The organism is Schaalia odontolytica (assembly GCF_024584435.1).
Taxonomy (GTDB): domain Bacteria; phylum Actinomycetota; class Actinomycetes; order Actinomycetales; family Actinomycetaceae; genus Pauljensenia.
Genome location: NZ_CP102197.1, coordinates 1,314,997 through 1,336,317 on the forward strand (window position 1 = coordinate 1,314,997; position 21,321 = coordinate 1,336,317).

The 21,321-nt window shown below is 65.9% G+C and carries 19 protein-coding genes; 11 read left to right on the top strand and 8 right to left on the bottom strand.

The window, feature by feature from the left end:
- Position 1: 1 nt before the first annotated feature.
- The 3 genes from NQK35_RS05800 to NQK35_RS05810 all read right to left on the bottom strand — a co-directional run bounded on the left by NQK35_RS05800 (position 2) and on the right by NQK35_RS05810 (position 4,211).
- On the bottom strand, positions 2-2,257 hold the full coding sequence (locus NQK35_RS05800) for a 6-phosphofructokinase (protein ID WP_257113448.1): 2,256 nt from the start codon (positions 2,255-2,257) through the stop codon (positions 2-4).
- A gap of 135 nt (positions 2,258-2,392) precedes the next feature.
- The gene (locus NQK35_RS05805) at positions 2,393-3,748 is read right to left on the bottom strand and encodes a dicarboxylate/amino acid:cation symporter (protein WP_257113450.1); all 1,356 of its coding nucleotides are present in this window, start codon (positions 3,746-3,748) and stop codon (positions 2,393-2,395) included.
- A 172-nt stretch (positions 3,749-3,920) separates the two neighbouring features.
- The gene (locus NQK35_RS05810; RefSeq protein ID WP_257113452.1) at positions 3,921-4,211 is read right to left on the bottom strand and encodes a DUF3017 domain-containing protein; all 291 of its coding nucleotides are present in this window, start codon (positions 4,209-4,211) and stop codon (positions 3,921-3,923) included.
- A gap of 173 nt (positions 4,212-4,384) precedes the next feature.
- On the opposite strand from NQK35_RS05810, the gene pta reads away from it, so the two are divergent.
- The 3 genes from pta to NQK35_RS05825 all read left to right on the top strand — a co-directional run bounded on the left by pta (position 4,385) and on the right by NQK35_RS05825 (position 8,001).
- The gene (pta, locus tag NQK35_RS05815; protein ID WP_257113456.1) at positions 4,385-5,866 is read left to right on the top strand and encodes a phosphate acetyltransferase; all 1,482 of its coding nucleotides are present in this window, start codon (positions 4,385-4,387) and stop codon (positions 5,864-5,866) included.
- A gap of 95 nt (positions 5,867-5,961) precedes the next feature.
- Complete coding sequence (locus tag NQK35_RS05820; protein WP_257113458.1) at positions 5,962-7,161, top strand: acetate/propionate family kinase; 1,200 nt, start codon at positions 5,962-5,964, stop codon at positions 7,159-7,161.
- Positions 7,162-7,245: 84 nt separating this feature from the next.
- On the top strand, positions 7,246-8,001 hold the full coding sequence (locus NQK35_RS05825; protein WP_257113460.1) for an NAD-dependent protein deacylase: 756 nt from the start codon (positions 7,246-7,248) through the stop codon (positions 7,999-8,001).
- A 115-nt stretch (positions 8,002-8,116) separates the two neighbouring features.
- Here NQK35_RS05825 and NQK35_RS05830 read toward each other — a convergent pair whose 3' ends face one another.
- The 3 genes from NQK35_RS05830 to NQK35_RS05840 form a co-directional block, all read right to left on the bottom strand.
- Positions 8,117-9,061, bottom strand: a complete 945-nt coding sequence (locus NQK35_RS05830) for a DUF3800 domain-containing protein (protein ID WP_257113462.1) — start codon at positions 9,059-9,061, stop codon at positions 8,117-8,119.
- A 187-nt stretch (positions 9,062-9,248) separates the two neighbouring features.
- Complete coding sequence (locus tag NQK35_RS05835; RefSeq protein ID WP_257113464.1) at positions 9,249-10,148, bottom strand: hypothetical protein; 900 nt, start codon at positions 10,146-10,148, stop codon at positions 9,249-9,251.
- 2 nt (positions 10,149-10,150) lie between these two features.
- On the bottom strand, positions 10,151-11,161 hold the full coding sequence (locus tag NQK35_RS05840; RefSeq protein WP_257113466.1) for an SPFH domain-containing protein: 1,011 nt from the start codon (positions 11,159-11,161) through the stop codon (positions 10,151-10,153).
- Between the two features lie 104 nt (positions 11,162-11,265).
- On the opposite strand from NQK35_RS05840, the gene NQK35_RS05845 reads away from it, so the two are divergent.
- From NQK35_RS05845 to NQK35_RS05880, 8 genes are all read left to right on the top strand, one after another.
- Positions 11,266-12,021, top strand: coding sequence for an NUDIX hydrolase (locus NQK35_RS05845; RefSeq protein ID WP_257113468.1), 756 nt, complete (start codon positions 11,266-11,268; stop codon positions 12,019-12,021).
- 20 nt (positions 12,022-12,041) lie between these two features.
- Complete coding sequence (locus tag NQK35_RS05850) at positions 12,042-14,150, top strand: NAD(+) synthase (RefSeq protein ID WP_257113470.1); 2,109 nt, start codon at positions 12,042-12,044, stop codon at positions 14,148-14,150.
- 101 nt (positions 14,151-14,251) lie between these two features.
- The gene (locus tag NQK35_RS05855) at positions 14,252-15,259 is read left to right on the top strand and encodes a siderophore ABC transporter substrate-binding protein (protein WP_009213278.1); all 1,008 of its coding nucleotides are present in this window, start codon (positions 14,252-14,254) and stop codon (positions 15,257-15,259) included.
- 59 nt (positions 15,260-15,318) lie between these two features.
- On the top strand, positions 15,319-16,344 hold the full coding sequence (locus NQK35_RS05860) for an ABC transporter permease (RefSeq protein ID WP_257113471.1): 1,026 nt from the start codon (positions 15,319-15,321) through the stop codon (positions 16,342-16,344).
- Complete coding sequence (locus NQK35_RS05865) at positions 16,341-17,426, top strand: iron chelate uptake ABC transporter family permease subunit (protein ID WP_257113473.1); 1,086 nt, start codon at positions 16,341-16,343, stop codon at positions 17,424-17,426. Before NQK35_RS05860 ends, NQK35_RS05865 begins: the two co-directional genes overlap by 4 nt.
- Positions 17,423-18,178 (top strand): iron ABC transporter ATP-binding protein, encoded by a 756-nt coding sequence (locus NQK35_RS05870; protein WP_009213275.1) that lies wholly within the window; start codon positions 17,423-17,425, stop codon positions 18,176-18,178. The genes NQK35_RS05865 and NQK35_RS05870 overlap by 4 nt, the downstream gene beginning before the upstream one ends.
- Before the next feature lie 122 nt (positions 18,179-18,300).
- Positions 18,301-18,675, top strand: a complete 375-nt coding sequence (locus NQK35_RS05875) for a permease (protein ID WP_257113474.1) — start codon at positions 18,301-18,303, stop codon at positions 18,673-18,675.
- 69 nt (positions 18,676-18,744) lie between these two features.
- Positions 18,745-19,989 carry a hypothetical protein gene (locus NQK35_RS05880; protein ID WP_257113476.1) on the top strand — a complete coding sequence of 415 codons (1,245 nt, stop codon included), beginning with the start codon at positions 18,745-18,747 and terminating at the stop codon, positions 19,987-19,989.
- Between the two features lie 69 nt (positions 19,990-20,058).
- On the opposite strand, the gene NQK35_RS05885 is transcribed toward NQK35_RS05880, so the two are convergent.
- Positions 20,059-20,430, bottom strand: coding sequence for a cupin domain-containing protein (locus tag NQK35_RS05885; RefSeq protein ID WP_009213272.1), 372 nt, complete (start codon positions 20,428-20,430; stop codon positions 20,059-20,061).
- Positions 20,427-21,248, bottom strand: coding sequence for a class I SAM-dependent methyltransferase (locus tag NQK35_RS05890; protein WP_257113478.1), 822 nt, complete (start codon positions 21,246-21,248; stop codon positions 20,427-20,429). Before NQK35_RS05890 ends, NQK35_RS05885 begins: the two co-directional genes overlap by 4 nt.
- Between the last annotated feature and the right edge of the window lie 73 nt (positions 21,249-21,321).

Here is a 21,321-nt window from a genome sequence, read left to right on the forward strand (position 1 = left end):
GTCACTCGATCGAATCGTCGATGTGGATCGGTGCGGCCTCAATCCCGGGGTTCTGCAGGGAGACGATGCGCTGGACGGGAACCATGTCACGCCACCACTGGAGGAAGGGCCGACGGTTGACGATGTCCAGGTCGTCGAACATGTTCTTCACGGGCCGCGCCTCGGTGTTGTTGCCGACCTGTCCGATGTAGTAGGCCCCCCGGTCCCCACGCTCGAACTGGTCGACGAGCTGCGCGAAGGCGCGACTCACGAGCCGGGTCGCCAAGAGTCGATCGTAGGGCGACGGCGACCCGCCCTGCTGCAGGTGCCCCAGGGCCATGTGACGCACATCAAAGATGCCCTCGGACTCGGCGTTGAACACGTCGGCGAGGAACTCGCGGTCGTAGTACTGGGACGTCGACTCGTTGACGAGGGTGAGGAAGAGCCGACGCCCAGACTTGAAGGACGTCACCATCCGAGCCGCATCTACGGCAATCTGTTCGAGGGAAGGAGCGTCCTCGTTCATGTACATGTACTCCGCGCCCGTCGACAGGGCGCTCATGAGAGTCAGGTATCCGCAGCGGCGCCCCATCGTCTCCGCGATAAAGCAGCGCTTGGAAGCGGCGGCGCTCTCCTTGATCCGGTCGATCGCCCACGTGGCGTTGTTGATCGCCGTGTCGGTGCCGATCGCGAGCTCACAACCGGGCAGGTTGTTGTCGATCGACGCGGGAATCAGGAGCATCGGAATCTGGAACGCCGGGTAGCGGTCCTTCTCCGAGGTGATGGCGTGGACACCGAGGTAGGCGTTGAGTCCTCCGATCACGAGGAGCGCGTCGATCTCATTGCGTTCGATGGCTCGCCCCAGCGCGTAGAACTGCTCCACGGGCGGGATGTCGCGCTTCGTTCCGAGCTCCGCGCCTCCCTTGAAGGCCCACCCCTCAACGTCCGACCAGATGAGGGGACGCACCCGGTCGTCGGCGAGGCCACTCCACGACCCCTCAACGCCCAGCATCGTCCAACCGCGGGCAATGCCCAGGCGCACGGCCACCCGGGCCGCCGTGTTCATGCCGGGCGCGAGGCCGCCGGCGTGGATGATCGCGACCCGCATCGTTTCACCCTCCGGTTCCGGGGTGAGCTGAGGAGGCGTCGACAGCACCTGGTTGATGCCCACCATCGAGGAGAAAGACGTGCCCCGCGACGCCTGGGCGGCCTTGTAGTCTCCCGCCGCGACCAGGTCCTTCACAGCGCGAGTGTCGCGCACCGCTTTCATGAGGGGAATCCGGGTGATGCGGTTGTGACGCACCCCCAGGATGACGGGCTCATCATCGCCCGTGCGATCGAGGATCTCCTGGACGGCGGCGTAGCCGAGCAGGGTGGACATCCAGCGGTCGTAGGCCGACGGAGTGCCCCCGCGCTGGACGTGACCAAGAATCGTCACTCGCGCGTCTTCGCCGGTACGTTCCTCGATGGTGTCGGCGACCAGCTGCGCGGGTAGCTCGTTGCCGTCGCGATCGCGCGCTCCCTCGGCAACCAGGACGATCGACTCGCGGCGCCCCGCCTCGCGGCCCAGGCGCAGGTGCTCCGCGAGGTCATCCTGCCAACCGGGACCGGCCGGATCCTCGGGGGTGAAGACATAGTCGGCGCCGCCCGCGACCGCGGCCATCAGGGGCAGGTAGCCGCAGTGACGGCCCATGACCTCGACGACAAACGTGCGCTGGTGGGAGGCCGCCGTGCTGGTCAGCTGGTCGATCGCGTCCAAGATGCGGTGCAGCGCGGTGTCAGCGCCGATCGTCATGTCGGTGCCCACCATGTCGTTGTCGATCGATCCGACCAGACCGACGACGATGAGATCCGGGTGGGCGAGAGCATCCTGCTCCGAAATAACGCCCTCATCGGCGAGTTCTCGAACGTGCTGCCCCCACTCGCTTCTAAACTCGTCCGTTCCCGACAGAGATCCGTCGCCGCCGATCACGACGAGGTGGTCGATCCCGTGTTCGAGGAGGTTGGCCGCGGCACGGTGGCGCCCCTCGTAGGTGCGGAAGTCCGCGCTGCGGGCTGTGCCGATGACCGTCCCGCCTTCGGCGAGGATCGAGGACACGTCCGACCATTCCATTCTCTTGATGGAATCGCCGCCGTCGCATGCACCCTGCCATCCTTCGAGGATGGCGTAGGGCTGCGCGCCCCTGGCCAGCGCCGTTCGCACAACTCCGCGAACGGCCGCGTTCATTCCCTGGGCGTCTCCGCCGGATGTGAGGACTCCGATGCGCACAGTGCTCATTTTTCTGCCATCTTTCATTGACGGAAGGGCCGGGTAAGCCGACAGGCCTATCGCCGTCAATTCTACGCCACCACCCCGCCAGACACCAGGGCCTTACTCCCATGAGACGCCGAGACGAGAGCGTACCCGCGACCCCTAGGGCTGCCCTCCCAGGAAATGCCCCGGAACCCGTGTGGTGCGATGACGAGCGGCCGAATCGGCCAGTTCCTCGGGACTGACAACGCCCTCGACGGAGACGCGATCCAGGTAGACCATGCCGTCGAAAGCCAGCTCGCGGGCGTTCTCCGGGTCTCCCTCGCGCCCGATCGTTCCGTGAGCGACGCGGTCGACGATCATCGCGATCGCCCCGTCGCCCGTGACGTTCGTGGCGGTACCAAAGGAATCCAGGGCGATATAGGTCGCAATCATGAGCCCGACCTGCGCCTCGTTGAACCCCAGCATCGAGGACAGCAGGCCCGTGGCCGCCATGATGGCGCCGCCGGGCACGCCGGGGGCGGCGACCATCGTGATGCCGAGCATGAAGATAAATCCAACCCACTGCACCGGCGAAACGCTGAGCCCCTGGGTCAGGACGATCGCGAAGGCGAAGGCGAAGATCTTCGACGTCGAGCCGGCCAGGTGGATCGTCGCGCACAGCGGAACGGTGAAGGAAGCGACCGCCTCCGACACGCCGTTCTTCTTCGTCTGGCGCAGCGTCACCGGGATGGTTGCCGCCGAGGAGGAGGTCCCCAGCGCCGTCAGGTAGGCCGGCATCATGGTGAGCAACGCCTTGACCGGGTTGCGACGCGCGACCGCTCCCGCGACGCAGAACTGTGTGAGAAGAATGACGACCTCCAAGACGAGGACGACAACGACCACGCGCAGCAGCGTGCGGATGACGGAGATTGCCTCTCCCGTGTAGGTCAGGTTCAGGAAGATGCCGAAGATGTGCAGGGGCAGGAGCGGAACGATGATCGTTTCAATCAGGCGGGTGATGATCGCGCGAAACTCGATGAATCCCTTGCGCAGGACGCCTCGCGGCACCATCGACAGGCCGATGCCGACCACGAAGGACAGCAGCAGCGCGGTCATGACCTGCAGGGGCGGGGGCATCTCGATCGTGAAGTAGGACTCCAGGGCGCTACCCGGCTTGTCCACGCTCGACAGTTGAGTCGACGCGAGCAGGCGCGGGAAAAGCGAGAAGCACACGAGGAACGTGAGGAAGCCGGAGAACAGGGTCGATCCGTAGGCAAAAGCGGTCGTAATGCCCAGCCACTTCCCGGCCCCTCGACCCAGGTCGGCGATGGCAGGAGTCACGAGGCCGATGATGATCAGCGGGATCGCAAAGCTCAGGAACTGGCTGAAGATGTCGGAGAAGGTTGCAAAAACGCGTCCGACCCCGACCGGGATCAGGTGGTTGCCGCCAATGCGAATCGATCCGAGGACGCTCGCGAGGATGATCGCCGCGATCACCCACACGAGAATTCCGGACTTACGCAGAAACTCGCGCATGTGTTTCACCTTGAGAAGATTATGGATGATGGGTTAGACATAGCATGCACGAGCGTGACGGATCGTTACACGGATAACCAGGATGCGGAACATTGCCCATGCGCGGGTCAGCAGCCTCGTTCATCGCCCCTTATCGCGGGCTCTTCCGCGCGTTTTCACAAAATGCTGGACGTCAGCGCACCGCCATCGTCGACACGTAGGGAGCTAGATACCAGATAATCGCGGCGAGAATCACGTACACGGAGACGTCAACGAGGCGCCCCCTCGAGGCAAACCACGGACGCCCAGGGGTCCACAGACGCAGGGCACCCATCCCCGCCAGCATCGCAACCAGGACCATCACAGCCCGGTAACGGTGATCCGTCGCCGACAGCGCGATCACGCCGAGGACGCCGAGGACGCTGAGAGCGCAACCGAGCCACGCGCCCAGCCGTGCGCGCACTCCCCTCTCCTCGTTCTTCACGCCCCCTACCCTAGCGCACGATCGAACGCGACCGGCATCCTCCTCTCGCCCGCGCGACCGGCCTGGGCCGGAAGAGACTCCGCTGTGACGAAAAGGGATGCGCGCGGGTTTAAGATGGTCCCAAAGGCCTATGTGGCAACGGTTATTCTCTCGCAACCAAAGGAGCAATTCGAGTGTCCCGTTTCATTGTTGTCGCCCCCGGCTCGTCGGAGGCAGCCGCCCTCGCCACGGAGGAGCTCGCCCGCGTCCTGGGCGCCGCCACCTGCGTTGATGCCCTTGCCGGCACGAGCGCCTCGGACGCGGCCCTGCGTCCCGCCTCCGCTCTTCCCGCGGCGGTCCAGGCCGTGCGCGCGTCCGGCGATGACGCGCTGATCATCCCGGCTCGCGAGGCCTCGAACCGTTCGTTCGACCACGTTGCCTGGAACCTCGCGCTGGCGGCATCCACCCGCGCCGGTGTCGTCCTCGCTTTCGACTCCGAGGGTGCCAGCCCCGAGCTGCTCGCCGAGGAGATCGCCGCCGCCCGCCTGCGCGCGCAGGCCGCTGCCGCAAGCGTCGTCGCGGTCATCCTCACCGGTGCCGTCCCTGAGGTCACGTGCGACCTGCCGCTCTTCTCCCTGCCCCTGACCGAGGAGGCCGCCCAGTGCTTGCGCGAGCGTCCCGCGCCGAGCGCAGTCACCCCCATCGCCTTCCAAGCCGACCTTATTGAGCGTGCGCGCGCTGATCGCAAGCGCATCGTCCTGCCCGAGCCCAACGACGACCGTGTCCTGCAGGCCGCGGCGCAGGTCCTCGCCGCGGGCATCGCCGACATTACCTTCGTGGGTGACGCCGATTACGTCGCTAAGCGGGCGGGCGAGCTCGGCCTCGACCTGAGCGCCGCCCAGGTCGTCTCCGTTAACGATCCCGCCTACCTGGAGCGCTACGCCGAAGAGTTCGCTCGTCTGCGCGCGAAGAAGGGCGTCACGCTGGAGCAGGCGCGCGAGAAGGTCACGGATGTCTCCTACTTCGGCACGATGATGGTGCACATGGGCGACGCCGACGGCATGGTCTCCGGCGCAGCCCACACGACGGCTCACACGATCGTTCCCTCCTTCCAGATCATCAAGACCGCCCCCGGCGTCTCCGTGGTGTCCTCGATCTTCCTCATGGCAATGAAGGACCGGGTGTGGGCGTTTGGTGACTGCGCGGTCAACCCCAACCCCACGCCGCAACAGCTGGCCGACATCGCGATCACGTCGGCGCACACCGCCGCCCAGTTTGGCGTCACCCCCCGCGTCGCCATGCTGTCCTATTCCACCGGCACGTCCGGCTCCGGGCCGGACGTGGATGCGGTTGTCGAGGCCACGCGTCTGGCCCGGGAGAAGGCCCCCGATCTGGCCATTGAGGGTCCCATCCAGTTCGACGCTGCCGTCGACGAGGCCGTGGCGTCCAAGAAGTTGCCCGGTTCCGAGGTCGCGGGCAAGGCCACCGTCTTCGTGTTCCCCTCGCTTGAGGCCGGAAACATCGGATACAAGGCCGTGCAGCGCTCCTCCGGCGCCGTCGCCGTCGGCCCGGTCCTGCAGGGCCTGAACAAGCCCGTCAACGACCTGTCGCGCGGCGCTCTCGTCGAGGACATCGTCAACACTGTCGCCCTGACCGCCGTCCAGGCCCAGGGCTGATCGAGGCATGACGGCGGGGCCCGGTTGCCGCCGATCGGCCGTCGGGCCCCGGCCTCGTCCTTCACTCCCATCTACTCCCTATGAAAGGCTCACACGTGTCTGCTTCCTCCGTTCTCGTCATTAACTCGGGGTCCTCCTCCATTAAGTATCAGCTCGTCGACCCCGAAACGGGCGATGCTATCGCGAAGGGCATCGTGGAGCGCATCGGCGACTCCATGGGCATCGTGAGGCACGTCCACGGCGAGTCGGTGACCGAGGAGGAGATCCCCATTGCGGATCACACCGTCGGAATGCGCGAGGTCCTGCGCCTCTTCGACGCGGAGGGCCCGACCCTGGCCGAAGCGGGCATCGTCGCCGTCGGCCACCGCATCGTTCAGGGCGGCTGTCACTTCGACGGCCCGGCGCTAATCACGGACGAGGTTCGCGACCTCATTGAGGAGCTGTGTCCGCTCGCTCCCCTGCATAATCCCGCCCACCTCAAGGGCATCGACGTGGCGCGCGAGCTCATGCCCGACGTCCCGCACGTCGCCGTTTTCGACACGGCGTTCTTCCAGCAGCTCCCCGACCGCTCCGCGCTGTACGCCCTCGAGACCGAGACGGCCAAGAAGTACTCGGTGCGTCGCTACGGCGCGCACGGCACCTCCCACCAGTTTGTCTCACAGGAAATCTCCACGATGCTCGGGCGCGACGATCTCAAGCAGATCGTCCTGCACCTGGGCAACGGCGCCTCCGTGTCCGCGGTCAAGAACGGCCACCCGATTGACACGTCCATGGGCCTGACCCCCCTCGAGGGGCTGATGATGGGCACGCGCACGGGCGACATTGACCCGGCCGTGGTGTTCCACCTCCAGCGCGTGGCGGGCATGAGCGTCGACGAGGTCGACACGCTTTTCAACAAGAAGTCCGGCATGAAGGGCATGACCGGCGAGTCCGACATGCGCTCCGTGTGGGCAATGATCCACAACGACGAAGATCCCGAGAACCAGCAGCGCGCCCGTACCGCGATGGACGTCTACGTCAACCGCCTGCTGAAGTACGTGGGCTCCTACACCGCTGAGCTGGGCGGACTGGACGTCATCACCTTCACCGCCGGCATCGGCGAGAACGACAGCGACGTGCGCCGCGAGCTGGCCGAGGCCCTCGCACCCTTCGGCGTCAAGATCGACGTGGAAGCGAACAAGGTACGCAGCGGCGAGCCGCGCATCGTCTCGACGCCGGATTCGACCGTGACGCTGGTCGTCTTCCCCACCAACGAGGAGCTGGCGATCGCACGCCAGGCGCTGACCTTCGCCTGAGTCGTTCGCCTACAAGGCCGGGGTTCCCACGGGGCCCCGGCCTGACGCGTATCCTGGGAAGGGAGCACGAGCAAGGAGGCCCTCATGAACGGCGACGTTTCGACCCTGGCGGATTGGATCGCTGATTCGCCCTCCACCGTGTTTTTCGGCGGCGCGGGCGTGTCCACGGAGTCGGGAATCCCCGATTTTCGAGGGGCGAACGGCTTCTACTTTCAGGAGCGCGAGATTCCCCTTGAAACGGTGCTGAGCATCGACTTCTTCAGCCGCCACCCCGAGGCGTACTGGCAGTGGTTTGACGAGGTGTACCGCCCGGTGGAGCCCAACGGCGCACACAGGGCCCTGGCGTCTCTGGAGGCCGCGGGTCGCCTGGACGCTGTCATCACGCAGAACATCGACGGCCTGCACCAGCGGGCCGGGTCGCGCGCCGTGTGGGAGCTGCACGGCAACTGGGAGCGGCTCGTGTGCCCGGGATGCGGAGCCGTCCAGCCGCTGGGTGAGTCTCTCCGTTCCAGCACCGACCCCGTCCCTTCGTGCCCGTCATGCGGTTCCCATCTGCGCCCGGATATCGTCATGTACGGCGAGGCCCTCGACCAGGGCGTCATCGAGGCCGCCGTCACCGCTATTTCTCGGGCGTCCGTTCTCATCGTGGCCGGGACGTCCCTCGTGGTGTATCCAGCGGCGGGCCTCATCGACTATTTCTCCGGGGACCACCTGGTGCTCATGAACGCGACCCCCACCTCGGCCGATGCGCACGCGGACATGATTATCCGCGAGCCTGTCGCCCACACGTTCGACCAGGTCATGGCCGAGTTGCACGCGCGGGGTGTCGTGTCTGCGTAGGTGTTGCGGCGCACGGGCAGTCACTCACGCGGATAGGTTGTACCTATACGGATAGGTTGTGCACATGCGGATAGCTTGTTTTCCTATCCGCATCGCAAGCAGGTAGGACGCTGCGTTATAGCCCACTTGCGCGCGCCACCGTGAGCATTCCAGCCCTCGCCACTTCCATCCGCTCCTTCTCCTCAGGGCTTAATCTCTGGCTGATCGACATCGCGAGCGCGGGACGCTCTCTTGCGAAGATGTCGGAGTTATGGAGGTTCCGAACCCCTCCCCGGGAGTGCGACAGGTACAGTTTTGACTCGATCGTCGGTTTCCTCCGCATCAGCTCCTCGAAGGCTGTTGGAACCCAGTCGAACGAACTGCCTTCAAGGAGCTGGTATTCGAAGGCGCGCCGCACGGCCGCCGCGACCCAGTCGGCAAATTGAACGTTTGCACTGAGCTTCGAATCGACATGCATTGTTGATTCGATAAGCCGTCGCATTTCACCATGGTCAGGATCTGCTGTGCGGTTAAAAACATGGGCATACGAGTTCTGCACTTGAACGACACGTTCTTTCTCGTTCTCGGTGTCCATGATGACGATCAGGTCTTCATCCTGACTCTCCGCGAACGTGCACAGTCTGTTGAGAGCTTGATAAAGGCATTTCCACTTAAACTCAAGGAGCCCCTGCTTTTGGGCCCGAGAGTCTTTCCCCCACCGTTCCGTAGCAGTGCCCAGCGGCTTCTCTTCCCCGTAGAAAAACAAACGTCCCCCACGGGAGCAGAGAAAACGCACGAGCTCTCGAAAGCCTTCGATCGGGCGCCGATAGCTTTCCCACGCCACTGGGGTGAAGATATCCGATCCCTTCCTCTCCCAGGTCCCTCCCGTCGCATTCGACGGGATCAGGTGGGCGAAGAGTCTCCTTTTCTTCTCAGTGAAGCATTGCGACATCGCTCGCACCTGATCACTCGAGATTACGAAGCCAGCGTAGCCGAAAGCCGGCGACCCGTTGTAGTTCTTATGCCCCTTACTAACAAACGCTCCCGCCTCGGCGACCTCGTCAAGATAAGCAACCAGCATCTGGCCTCTTCTGCTAGATAGACGGAAACCCACGCCACAAGGGCGTGGGTCTTCGATGTGGCACTCTGAGCAATCGCCCCGTTACCGATCTCCATACTACACAGGTAGACACGCTGTGTCCACTGTGGGCCGCTGGAGTCCCTCGTGTTACAAACAAAATTTGACTGGAATGGGAACAGGAACACCCCTATGCGAGCCCCGCGGGATCGACGAGGGCCAGGGCGCGCGGGGCGCGCGAAATCCGCACGCTTTGGCCCCACGTGAGGGTGAGGCGGTCGGACTCCATGCCATCGCCGAACAACACGAGGGATTCGGAGGCAACGACGAGGCCGAGATCTTCGCCCTCATCCAGGATGCCCTCGGTGTACTCGACGCCGGTGAAGGGCGAGGGCCACGCCTCGCGCACGAACCACGCGAGGCAGCGTGAGGTCGGCGCGGGCAACTCTCCCATGTGGCGGCCACGTTTGAGGGACGCTCCCCACCCGGTCGCCCCGGTCCCAGTCGAGACAACGACGCCCGAGGAGGACTGCCGCTCGACGGCGGCCCCAAGGGCCAGCTCGTAACGGGCGCTCTGGTGGCTCGGATGCCCAATGAACACTTCGTTGAGGGCGGTGAGCGTGCGAGAGTCGTCGGCGGTCGCCCGCACCATCGTCAGCTGGTCCACCCGCAGGTCGGCGCCCGCGTCGATACGCCCGAGGGCCGCGACCCCCTGGTCGGGAGTGCATCGGACGAGCACGCCGGCGTTCGATTGGGGCACCGAGTTGATGCCGACCACGGCCTGGTTGCCCGCGTACTTGGCGACGTTGGCGACCAGACCGTCGGGGCCCACGACGACGATGACGTCCTCGGGAGCGAAGAGGAAGCGCGACAGGGAGTCGCGCTCCACGTCGGCGCTCGCCCACCCCTGCGGTATTCCTGCCCGCACGCGAGCCAGGGCGGCCACGTGCGCCTCATGTGCGCGCTCGACGGAGGCGAGGGTGCGTCCGCGCGAGCGCAGGACGAATTCGACCTGGCCGCGCGTGGAATAGCGGTCCATGAGCTCGTCGAACTCGGTGGGGCGTCGGACGATGACGGCACGGCGGCGCATGTCTACTGACCCGCCTTCGCGGAGCCGGTGAAGGCCGCGACGAGGTCGCTGAGCACGTCGGCGGTGATGGTGATGTTCCCGAAGGACGGCATGTTCTTCGCCATTTCCTTGAGGGCGAGGGCGCGGGCCACTTCGGGCCCGGCTGCCGCGAGCGCCTGGATGTATGCGGCGTCGTTCGCGATCCTGGCACGGCCAGCAGTGTTCCAGTCGATCTCGTAGGCCTTAGCTTTTTCGGTGATACGGCGCGCTTCCGCTTCGACCTCAATCGCGTCCGCGGCGGCCTTCTCTTCGGCCTCGCGCCGGGCGTTATGCCCTTCCTGGTCGACCAGGTCGGCGCGCTTGCGCGCCAGGTCGAGCTTGGACTGCATCTCGTTTTCGGAGATCTGGGACTCGCGTTCGACCGCGAGCGCCCGGCGCTCGTAAAGAGCGCGGTCGGCCTCGGCCTGGAGCTGTTCGAGGAGAGGGGCACGTAGGGAGGATTCAACCCCCTCGTCCGGGCGCAGGCTCAGCAAGCGCGCATCGACGACGGCAACGCCGGTGGCCCGCAGCTGATCATCCGCAGCGAAGGCCTGGGCGAGCACGCGAGCGACCCGCTCCAGTGAGCCGCCAATTGCATCGGCGAGCGTCATCTCTCCGATTGCCGAGGCCAGGGCTGAGAACGCGATTCGGGTGACGGTCTCGTCGATCTGCCACAGCCCCTGAGCGTCCGCTCCCGCTTCGCGCGGGTACAGGCCGAAGTCGTAGTGCGCGGCGGCCGCCTCGGCGTCTTCGATGTGGTAGGTGATCGAAACCTGCGCGTTGATGTTCTGTTGGTCGGCGGTGGTCGTCTGGACGAGGAAGCTGTGGGCGCGGTTGGCGGTGGGGACCTCCGCGAGCGCGCAGCGCCCGGCTCGCAGCCAGAAGGACTGGCCGACCCCGGATCGGACGGTGCGTCCGGCGCGGATCTGGACGACGTGGTCGCCGGCTCCGCCCTGGTAGTGGATGAGGAAGGGGTGGTGGTGAAGGGTTCCCATGTCTGCTCCTTGGTAGGGTGGTCTCCCACTTGTTTATGTCACCCTGACGATAACTCATGACCGGATTTAATGTCAACTCGACACAAATGCGTTAGGCTTGCTCCATGACCCTGCCCTTGACATTCCCGATCGCGGTCGACATCGTCGCTCTGACCGTCATTGACCACACGCTCCACGCTCTCGTCGTGCGGCGCGGAATTGAGCCTTTCAAGGATCACTTGGCGCTCCCCGGCGGCTTTCTGCGCGACGGCGAGCAGACCGAGGAGGCGGCAGCACGCGAGCTTGAGGAAGAAACAGGCATCACTCCCCCCGGGCATCTCGAGCAGCTGCGTTCCTACGGACCGGAAGGCCGCGACCCGCGCGGGCCCGTCCTCTCCGTCGCCTACCTCCTCCTCGCCCCCTCGTTCTCACCAGCCCGCTCGGGCGGTGATGCCGCGGGAGCCCTCTGGCATCCCGTCGACGCCCTCCTTGCTCCCACCTCACCCCTCGCCTTCGATCACGCGAGCATCCTCGCCGACGGGGTTGAGCGCGCACGCTCAAAGATCGAGTACTCACCGCTGGCCACATCCTTCTGCGGCCCCGAGTTCACCATCACGCAGCTGCGCGAGACCTACGAGGCGATCTGGGGCAGCGCCCTCGATCCGCGCAACTTCCATCGCAAGGCCACCAAGACCGCTTCCTTCATCGAAGCAACCGGGGGCACCGTCCGCGAGGGAGCCGGTCGGCCCGCCGCCCTCTACCGCCTCGTCCCCGGCGTCGACGACACCGCCTTCGTCCTCGACCCTCCCCTGCGCAGGCCCACCCGCGCGGGGGTGACACCCCCGACGCAGAGCGCGACCGCGCGCAGTGCGCAAGAATAGCCCAATACCAAAGGAGAACCATGAACTTCCATTCCCTCTATGACCAGGGCTTTGCTCGCGTCGCCGCCGTCACCCTGCCGGTCCACCCGGCCCGCCCCGCCGACAACGCGCGCGAGATCATTGACGCCGCACGCCAGCTTGACGCGCGCGGGGTCGCCGTAGCCGTCTTCCCCGAGCTGTGCGTCTCCGGCTATTCAATCGACGACCTGCTCCTGCAGGACGTCCTCCTCGACAACGTCGAGAAGGCCCTGGCGTCGATCGTCGAGGCAAGCACAGACCTGCTCCCCCTCCTCGTCGTCGGCGCCCCCCTGCGCAAGGACAACGCCCTGTACAACTGCGCGGTCGCCATCCACCGCGGGCGCGTCCTCGCGATCATTCCCAAGTCACACCTGCCCAACTATCGGGAGTTCTACGAGAAGCGCTACTTCGTGACCGCGCCTGCGCGCGCGCGAGAGCGCATCGAGGTCCCCTGGGGCGGCATTGAGGAGTTCAGCGGCGCCCCCGTGTGGGTCCCCTTCGGCCAGGTCCTCCTGTCCGCAGCCGACGTGCCCGGCCTGAGCGTCGGCATCGAGATCTGCGAGGACATGTGGGTGCCCGTCACCCCGGCCACCGAGCTGGCGCTCGCGGGCGCGACCGTCCTGGCGAACTTGTCGGCTTCCCCGATCACCGTGGGACGGGGAGCTGACCGAGAACTCATGGTGCGCTCGGTGTCCGCACGATGTTCGGCCGCCTACGTGTACACGGCGGCCGGCATGGGCGAGTCCAGCACGGACCTGGCGTGGGACGGGGAGACCATGATCTACGAGGCCGGGGACCGCCTGGCCATCGGCGAACGCTTCCAGGAGGGTGCGCACATGACGATCGCCGACGTGGACCTCGAGCGCCTGCGCACCGAGCGCAAGCGGCAGAACTCCTTCACGGACAACGCCCAGCGCTACTTTGCGGGCGACGAGCGCATGGCCCCCCAGGAGGTCGAATTCACGCTCAACCCGCCGCGCACGGACCTGGGCCTGGAGCGAGCGGTGAACCGCTTCCCCTTCGTCCCCAATGATCCGACCCGCCTGGAGCAGGACTGCTACGAGGCCTACAACATTCAGGTCGCGGGCCTGGTCCAGCGCCTGCGCGCGATCGGAAACCCGAAGATCGTCATCGGAGTGTCCGGCGGCCTGGACTCGACCCACGCGCTGGTTGTGGCCTCCCGCGCGATGGACCTGCTGGGCCGTCCGCGCACGGACATCCTGTGCTACACGCTGCCCGGATTCGCCACCTCCGAGCGCACCAAGAGGAACGCGACCCTGCTGTGCCGCTACCTGGGCACGTCCTTCCAGGAGATCGACATCCGCCCGGCGGCCACGCAGATGCTGGCCGACATCGGACACCCCTACGGGGAGGGCGAGGCCACCTACGACGTGACCTTCGAAAACGTTCAGGCCGGCTTGCGCACCGACTACCTGTTCCGCCTGGCCAACCACCTGGGCGGCATCGTTGTCGGCACGGGCGACCTGTCCGAGTTGGCGCTGGGCTGGTGCACGTACGGCGTGGGCGACCAGATGAGCCACTACGCGGTCAATACGGGCGTGCCCAAGACCCTCATGCAGCACCTGATCCGCTGGGTCGTGGCCTCCAAGCAGTTCGACGACCACGTCGGCGAGGTGCTCCTGTCGATCCTCAACACGGAGATCTCTCCCGAGCTGGTTCCAGCCAAGCCCGGCGAGAAGATGCAGTCCACACAGGACAAGATCGGCCCCTACAACCTGCAGGACTTCACGCTGTACCACGTGCTGCGCCGCGGGGCACGTCCCTCGAAGATCGCGTTCTTGGCGGAGAAGGCCTGGTCGGACGCTTCCGTGGGCGACTGGCCGGTCGGCTTCCCCGAGGAGGACAAGGTCGCGTACTCGCTCGAAGAAATCGTCAAGTGGGAGCGCCTGTTCCTGTGGCGTTTCTTCAGCCAGCAGTTCAAGCGCAGCGCCCTGCCCAACGGCCCGAAGGTCATGGCCGGGGGCTCCCTGTCCCCGCGCGGGGATTGGCGCATGCCCTCCGACGTATCGGGCGCGGATTGGGTTGCCGAACTCGACGAGGCCGTTGCTGGCCTGGTCGAGGACCGGGGTAACTCTGTTCACATGTGCTGACGCGGTAGGAATCTGTCGCTAAGGTTAGTTTCGATAGTTAGGTAAGCCTACCTTTCTATCCACTAGCATCACCGCAGTTTTCCCAGCATTTACGGAGAAGAATGTCTCGCACGAATACCTCCCTGGCCGCTATTGCCGCCATCGCCGCGCTCGGCCTCGCCGCCTGCTCCTCGGGCACGACAACCCCCGCCACGCAGTCCTCCGCGCCCGCCTCCGCCGACGCCTCCCAGGCATCGTCGGTGTCCATCGAGTCGAACGACGGCACCGTCGAGATCAAGCTGCCCGTCACTCGGGCGGCGTCGCTGGATAACCGCACCTTCGAGGTCCTCCAGCAGTGGAACGTGCCGCTCGTCGCCGCACCCAAGAAGCTGATCCCCACGACCGTCACCGCGTTCAACGGTGACGATGTCGCCGACGTAGGCATGCACCGCGACCCGAACCTGGAGGCGCTCGTTGCGGCCGAGCCCGACCTGATCATCTCGGGTCAGCGCTTCACCAAGTTCGACGCGCAGATCAAGGAGCTCGCACCAAACGTGCCGATGATCAACCTTGAGCCGCGCGACGGAATGCCCTTCAACGAGGAGCTCATCAGGCAGGTCACCGATCTGGGCACGATCTTCAACAAGCAGGCCGAGGCCCAGAAACTGGTCGACGATTTCAACGCCTCCATCGAGCGTGCGAAGAAGGCCTACGACGGCTCCTCGACGGTCATGGCGGTTGACGTCTCGGGCGGCAACATCGGATACGTCGCACCCTCGAAGGGCCGCACGTGGGGGCCCGTCTTCGACATCCTCGGCCTCAAGCCCGCGCTAGAGGTAGAGGGATCCACCGATTCTCACACGGGTGACGACATTTCCGTCGAGGCAATCGCCGAGGCCAACCCCGCGTGGATCTTTGTTCTGGACCGAGATGCCGCGATCACCAAGGACGGATCGAACACCCCCGCCGAGACCGTCATCTCGGGCAACACCGTCCTTAGCGGCGTCACCGCCCTCCAGAAGAACCAGGTCGTCTACGCGCCGAACGATACGTACACGAACGAGTCGATCATCACCTACACGAAGATCTTCAACTCGATCGCCGATTCCTTCGAAGCCGCAAAGAAGTGACCCTCTGACCCCTCGGTGCGGGTGGCGCCTCCCCGGGCGCCACCCGCACGCCACCCCTCATGACTCACTCCCCCACCACCGCCCTCCCGAAGGACCCAACCATCGAGCGTGAAGGCGCCCCGACCACGTCGAAGCGCCGCCCCCTGGCGCTGGCCCTGGCCACGCTCGCCGTGGCTGCGCTCCTCGTCCTGTCACTGTCCACCGGCGAGTACTCGATCCTCTCCCAGGACGACGGCTGGAAGATCTTCCTCGCAGTGCGCGTCCCCCGCACGATCGCGCTCGTCCTTTCGGGTGCCGCGATGTCGATGAGCGGTATCGTCATGCAGCTGGTCACCCAGAACCGCTTCGCCGAGCCCTCCACGACGGGCACGACCGAGTGGGCGGGACTCGGCCTCCTCGCAATCATGATCGCGTGGCCCGGAGCCCCGATCCTGGTGCGCATGGCCTGCGCCATCTCCTTCGCCTTCGTCGGCACCATGGTCTTCTTCGCGCTCCTGCGACGAGTCTCGCTTCGGTCCTCCCTGCTCGTCCCGATCATGGGCATGATGCTGGGCGCCGTGGTGTCCGCAGTCTCGACGTTCGTCGCGCTGGAAACCAACACGCTGCAGAGCGTGTCCGTGTGGTTTCAGGGGTCCTTCACTTCCGTCTACGAGGGTCAGTACGAGGTCCTGTGGATCGTCGCCATCGTCGTGGCGATCGTCTTCATCATGGCCGACCGCCTGACGGCCGTCTCCCTCGGCGAGGACATTGCCATCTCCCTCGGGGTCAACTACCACCGCATGATCCTCATCGCGACGGGGCTCGTGGCCGTGGCGACCGGCGTCGTCACCGTCGTCGTCGGCTCGCTGCCCTTCCTGGGGCTGATCGTCCCCAACCTCGTGTCCATGTCCATGGGCGACAACCTGCGGACGAACCTGCCGTGGGTGTGCCTGGCGGGTATCTCCCTCGTGACGGTCACGGACCTCCTCGCACGCACGATTATCTCCCCCTTCGAGATGCCGGTCTCGGTCATCTTGGGCGTCCTTGGCGCGTTCGTCTTCATCGCGCTCGTGCTGCGCCAGGCCAAGAAGGGAGCCGTCCTATGAGAGTCCTGACCTCCCCCGCGCAACGTGAGGCCGCCTCCCCGGCCCCCGCCCCGGCCTCGTCCGCGCGCGCGAAGCGCCCCACCCGACGCACCAGCGCCTTCACGTCTGCGTCCACCCGGCGCCGCTGGTGGCTCGTCTTCGGGGTCGTCTGCGCCATCGCGGTCCTGGCCTGCGTCGGCCTGCTCGTGTGGAAGAACCCCGCCCAGTTCGCCACCCCCGTCTTCTGGCGCCTGGCGCGCAGGCGCGCCTTCGCGGTCCTGGCAATCGGTCTGGTCGCCACGTGCCAGGGCATGGCGACGGTCGCGTTCCAGACGGTGGCGAACAACCGCATCATCACGCCCTCGATCCTCGGATTTGAGTCCCTGTACCGGGCGATCCACACCTCCACGATCTTCTTCCTGGGCGTCGCCGGCCTCAACGCCTCCGCGACGGTCGGCAACTTCGTCGGCCAGCTCGCGCTCATGATCGTCCTCACGCTCGTGCTCTACTCGTGGCTGCTCACCTCGCAACGGGCATCCATGCACGCGATGCTCCTGATCGGCGTCATGCTGGGAGCTGGCCTCGGGTCGGTCTCCACCTTCATGCAGAGGCTGCTCACACCCTCCGAGTTTGACGTGCTCACCGCGCGCCTCTTCGGGTCGATCGCGAACGCCCAGAAGGAGTATTTCCCCATCGCGATTCCCCTCGTCGCGGCCGCGGCCATCGCCCTCGTGTTGCTTACGCGCCAGCTGTCGGTGCTGTCGCTCGGCCGCGAAACGGCCACCAACCTGGGCATGAACCACCGACGCACGTCCGTGCTCGTCCTCGTGCTGGTCTCGATCCTCATGGCGACCTCGACGGCGCTCGTCGGACCGATGACCTTCCTGGGCTTCCTCGTGGCGACACTCGCCTACCAGTTCTCCTCCACCCACGACCACCGCTACCTCTTCGCAATGTCCACGGCGCTGGGTATCGCGATCCTGTCGAGTGCGTACTTCTTCATGAATCACGTCTTTAACACGCAGGGTGTTGTCTCGATCATCATCGAGTTCGTCGGCGGTCTCGCTTTCATTATCACCATCCTGCGGAAGGGACGCCTGTGATCTCCATCGATTCCGTCGTCAAGCAATACTCGCCGTCGGTCCGCATCGGGTCGATCTCCCTGACCATTCCCACCGGAGGAATCACGGCGCTGGTGGGCCCCAACGGTGCGGGCAAGTCGACTCTTCTGACGATGATCGGTCGCCTCCTGGACATCGACGAGGGAGTGATCGAGGTCGGTGGCCTGAACGTCGCGACGACAAAGTCGGCGGAGCTGGCGCGCACGCTGTCCATCCTGCGCCAGGAGAACCACTACATTTCCCGCCTAACGGTCCGTCAGCTGGTCAGCTTCGGCCGTTTTCCTCACACCCGCGGGCGCCTGACCCCCCAGGACGAGGAGATCATCGACCGCTACATCGGCTTCCTTAACCTGGGGGACCTCCAGGGGCGCTACCTGGATCAGCTCTCCGGCGGACAGCGTCAGCGGGCGTACGTCGCCATGGTCCTCACCCAGGAGACCGAGTACGTCCTGTTGGATGAGCCCCTCAACAACCTCGACATCGCGCGCAGCGTCGAGATGATGACCATGCTGGAGCGCGCGGCCCGCGAGTTCGCCCGCACGATCGTCATCGTCTTACACGACATCAACTTCGCGGCGCGTTACGCCTCCCAGATATGCGCGCTCAAGGATGGCGCGGTTGCCTACGTGGGTCCCCCAAGCCAGATCATGACGGACGAGGTTTTGACCGACATCTTCGACACTCCCGTGACGGTCGTTCCCGGCCCGAAGGGCCCCATGGCCTGCTACTTCTAAGGAGGAGACCAGGCTCGCCCAGCACCCGCCTCGCCCCCCGCGGGCTCGTCGGTAGAATGGATGGGCGGCCCGCCCCCTGGGCGCGACACGGCCGCTCAACGTTTCTTTCCCCGGGGGTTGTCGTGTTCGCCGGACTCATCGTCCTCTTCGTTCTCTTCTCCGCCCTCCTCACCGTCGGCGGCATCTATCTCTTCGCCTCGGGCCTGACCGCGCGCGCAGGCGCGTGTCGGCCGCCTCTGGGCTTGAGGCTTGACGGGATTACGCCAGGATCATGCGAGTGGGAACGCGCCCACCGAGCATCGTGGCCAATCCTCTTCGGTGGGGGCGTCCTGGGAACCGCACACGGAATCGCCCTGGCGGCAACGACGCTGATGGATGCGCGCACCTCCGTCGTGGTGGTCTTCGTCGCCTCGGGCGTCATCGTCGAGGTCGGCCTGTGGCTGGTGGCCCGGGCGGCGGCCAGGTCGGCGCTGCGCGAGCACGGCCCGCATCGTTGACCGCGTCGGAATAGGCGAATAGACTGACGACAGGCGACGTCGCCTGTCGTCGCGTCGAGGGAGCCGGAGATGAAGAGGATCGCCACCTGCGCCTTACTCGCCTTACTCGCCTGCGCCTCCTCCTGCTCCTCCCACGCGGGCCTTCACGACGTCGCCGTTGCCTCCCTCACCAGCGCCGACTCGGTCATCGCCGTGCGTTTGAGCAACGCCTCAGTGCTCTCGGGGGGCGTCCCGCGACCGAGCCGCGGGTACACCGCTTTTCTTGCCGAGGACGGGACGGGAAGCATCGCGTCCACCGGCGGCATACGCGGCTCGATCGTCCAGTGGACGCCCGCCGGCGCCTTCTTCGCATCGGCAGCCGACGAGTATGTCTCCACCGATTCCGGGACGACTCGCACGCCGCGCGACGCCAGGCAACAGTACGAGATCGGACGCTACCCGCTCTCCAACGGGGGCACCGCGGCCTTCTACGTGGACTCGGCGAACCAACCTCTCTACACGGTCGCCCCCGATGGGTCCTCAACCCGCACCAACAACATCGGGCTCTTTCAGAACAACGGCCAGTGCGGCGACCGGATCATGTCTCTCACCGAGACGCAGCACTCGACCGACCTGGAGGCGTCGGCCGCCGAGGCGTACGCCTCGGCGCATCCGTTCGATCCGATGCCCGACAGCTTCGACCTGCTGGTTGAGCTCTCCGGTCACGACGGGGATCTGCCCACCGTCGTGGGCGTCTCCCAGAGGGATGAGACGCTCGAGTCGGGGCAGCAGATGTTCGCTTGCGATGGCTCCTCCGTCGTCATTCCCACGCTGGCGCGCACCCACCCCGATGCGTCGCGTGAGAACGGGTTGGATCCCGCTGACGGCCGCCTCGTTCTCCAGTCGTGGGACCTGTCGACGGGAACCAGGACGATCACGCCCGTCACCACGAGCGAGGGCGATCCCATCGACCTCTCGAGGTCTCGCGAGGTTCACCTCTCCCAGGGGATCCTCGTGGGTAGAGAGTACCGTTTCGTGAGCGCGCGAGGTGACGTCTACACCGTCAACATCGACACCGCGGTCGGCCGGTACGTCGGTTCGATCGGGACTCAACAGGGCGAGGAACGCACCGTCTTCCAGGTCACCGAGCGCGGCGTCTATGCCTTGACGACCTCCCCGCAGGATCTGCGCGTCACCCTGACGAGGCACCCGTGGGACGGCGGGCAGGAGCAGACCGTCCTGTCCACCGCGGACCTCGCGCCGTACCTCGCGGGCAACTTGCTGACGGATTCTCTCTCCATCGACTCTTTCGCCCTTCGCCCCGGATGGGGATAGACCCGGGGCCGTCAAAGCCGCGTCCCGGCCTCGGTTTCCGCGGGGCCGGGACGCCTGATGCGAGCGAGTTCAGGCCTTGGGACGCTCGCGCCGATCGAGCATATACAGGGCCAACTTGGACGGTTCGAGGGCGCGCACCGCGTGCGGCAGCCTCGTCCCAAAGTGAATGACATCGCCCGGCTTCAGGACGACGCTCCGCCCGTCCGCCTCGATCTCGAGAGAGCCTTCGAGCGCGTGCAAGATGGCGGGCATCGCGGCCGTGTGCTCGCTGAGAAGCTCGCCCGTGTCGAAGCTGAATAGGACCAGCCGGACGCCCTCGGCGTGCATGACCGTGCGCGAGACCGTGGCCCCCTCGTTGACCTGAATCATCGAGGCGATGTCTTGCAGGTCCGTCATGATGGGCGTGGGAACCTCGGTGTTCGATTCGGGCGACAGGCTCATTGATCCTCCTTGGGTTTGCGCGCGACGATAGCAACGCCGCACAGGTTGTGGTTGTACTTGTTGAAGGTGCGCGCCATCGTCATGACGCGTCCGCGCAGCTCCTTGTCCCGCGCGACGTTGCGGAGGATGCGCAGGGCGCCCCGCAGTCCCTCGTCGGCGATCACACGGCCGGGCCGAAGCAGGGCCATGGGAGCCGTGCGCGTCTCCTCCACGACCAGGCCGGCCTCCTCCAGGCAGGCACGCCACTGGGCCACCGTCAGGGGCCTGGCGTTGACGTTGATTGCCCGAGCGAGGGCACGGCGAATCTCGGTCGCCACCTTCTCGTCGATGGTGGTGGGCGTCATCGCCAGCTCGTGGATCACGTAGCGTCCGCCGGGGCGCAGGATGCGGGCCGCCTCGCCGACGATGGCGCGCTTGGCTTTCTCTCCCTGCATGCTGAGCATCGCCTCGCCGACCACGACGTCCGCGCTCTGGTCGGCCAGACCTGTCTCGGCGGCATCCGCGTTGACGCAGCGGCCAACCCCCGATGCGATGGCATTGACGCGCGCGCAGGCATCCGGGTCCCGCTCTACTCCGACGTAGGAGGCGGGACCAACCCCGATGATCGCGCCGGCTGTCACACCCAATCCGGGGGCGAATTCGACGACGTGGGCGCCGGGTATGCCGGCGCGCTTGAGTGCCCAGGTGCTGAGTGCGAGTCCACCGGGACGCAGGACCTTCTTTCCGGCGCGGGCGAGCACCCAGTGGCCGGGAGCCCGCTCGACGGGCCGGTCGGCGAAAGGCAGGGTGTTCGCCGACGTTTCTGCATGAGTTGCCATATACGCAAGTATAGCGTTAGCTATTTCGCTGCGCAGGCCTCCGCAGAAGAAGCGCCGACGAACACCCCGCCGC

Coding starts and splice junctions, on each gene's coding strand:
- NQK35_RS05800 (WP_257113448.1), bottom strand. CDS start 2,257: ATGAGCACTGTGCGCATCGGAGTCCTCACATCCGGCGGAGACGCCCAG.
- NQK35_RS05805 (WP_257113450.1), bottom strand. CDS start 3,748: ATGCGCGAGTTTCTGCGTAAGTCCGGAATTCTCGTGTGGGTGATCGCG.
- NQK35_RS05825 (WP_257113460.1), top strand. CDS start 7,246: ATGAACGGCGACGTTTCGACCCTGGCGGATTGGATCGCTGATTCGCCC.
- NQK35_RS05830 (WP_257113462.1), bottom strand. CDS start 9,061: ATGCTGGTTGCTTATCTTGACGAGGTCGCCGAGGCGGGAGCGTTTGTT.
- NQK35_RS05835 (WP_257113464.1), bottom strand. CDS start 10,148: ATGCGCCGCCGTGCCGTCATCGTCCGACGCCCCACCGAGTTCGACGAG.
- NQK35_RS05840 (WP_257113466.1), bottom strand. CDS start 11,161: ATGGGAACCCTTCACCACCACCCCTTCCTCATCCACTACCAGGGCGGA.
- NQK35_RS05845 (WP_257113468.1), top strand. CDS start 11,266: ATGACCCTGCCCTTGACATTCCCGATCGCGGTCGACATCGTCGCTCTG.
- NQK35_RS05850 (WP_257113470.1), top strand. CDS start 12,042: ATGAACTTCCATTCCCTCTATGACCAGGGCTTTGCTCGCGTCGCCGCC.
- NQK35_RS05855 (WP_009213278.1), top strand. CDS start 14,252: ATGTCTCGCACGAATACCTCCCTGGCCGCTATTGCCGCCATCGCCGCG.
- NQK35_RS05860 (WP_257113471.1), top strand. CDS start 15,319: ATGACTCACTCCCCCACCACCGCCCTCCCGAAGGACCCAACCATCGAG.
- NQK35_RS05865 (WP_257113473.1), top strand. CDS start 16,341: ATGAGAGTCCTGACCTCCCCCGCGCAACGTGAGGCCGCCTCCCCGGCC.
- NQK35_RS05880 (WP_257113476.1), top strand. CDS start 18,745: ATGAAGAGGATCGCCACCTGCGCCTTACTCGCCTTACTCGCCTGCGCC.
- NQK35_RS05885 (WP_009213272.1), bottom strand. CDS start 20,430: ATGAGCCTGTCGCCCGAATCGAACACCGAGGTTCCCACGCCCATCATG.
- NQK35_RS05890 (WP_257113478.1), bottom strand. CDS start 21,248: ATGGCAACTCATGCAGAAACGTCGGCGAACACCCTGCCTTTCGCCGAC.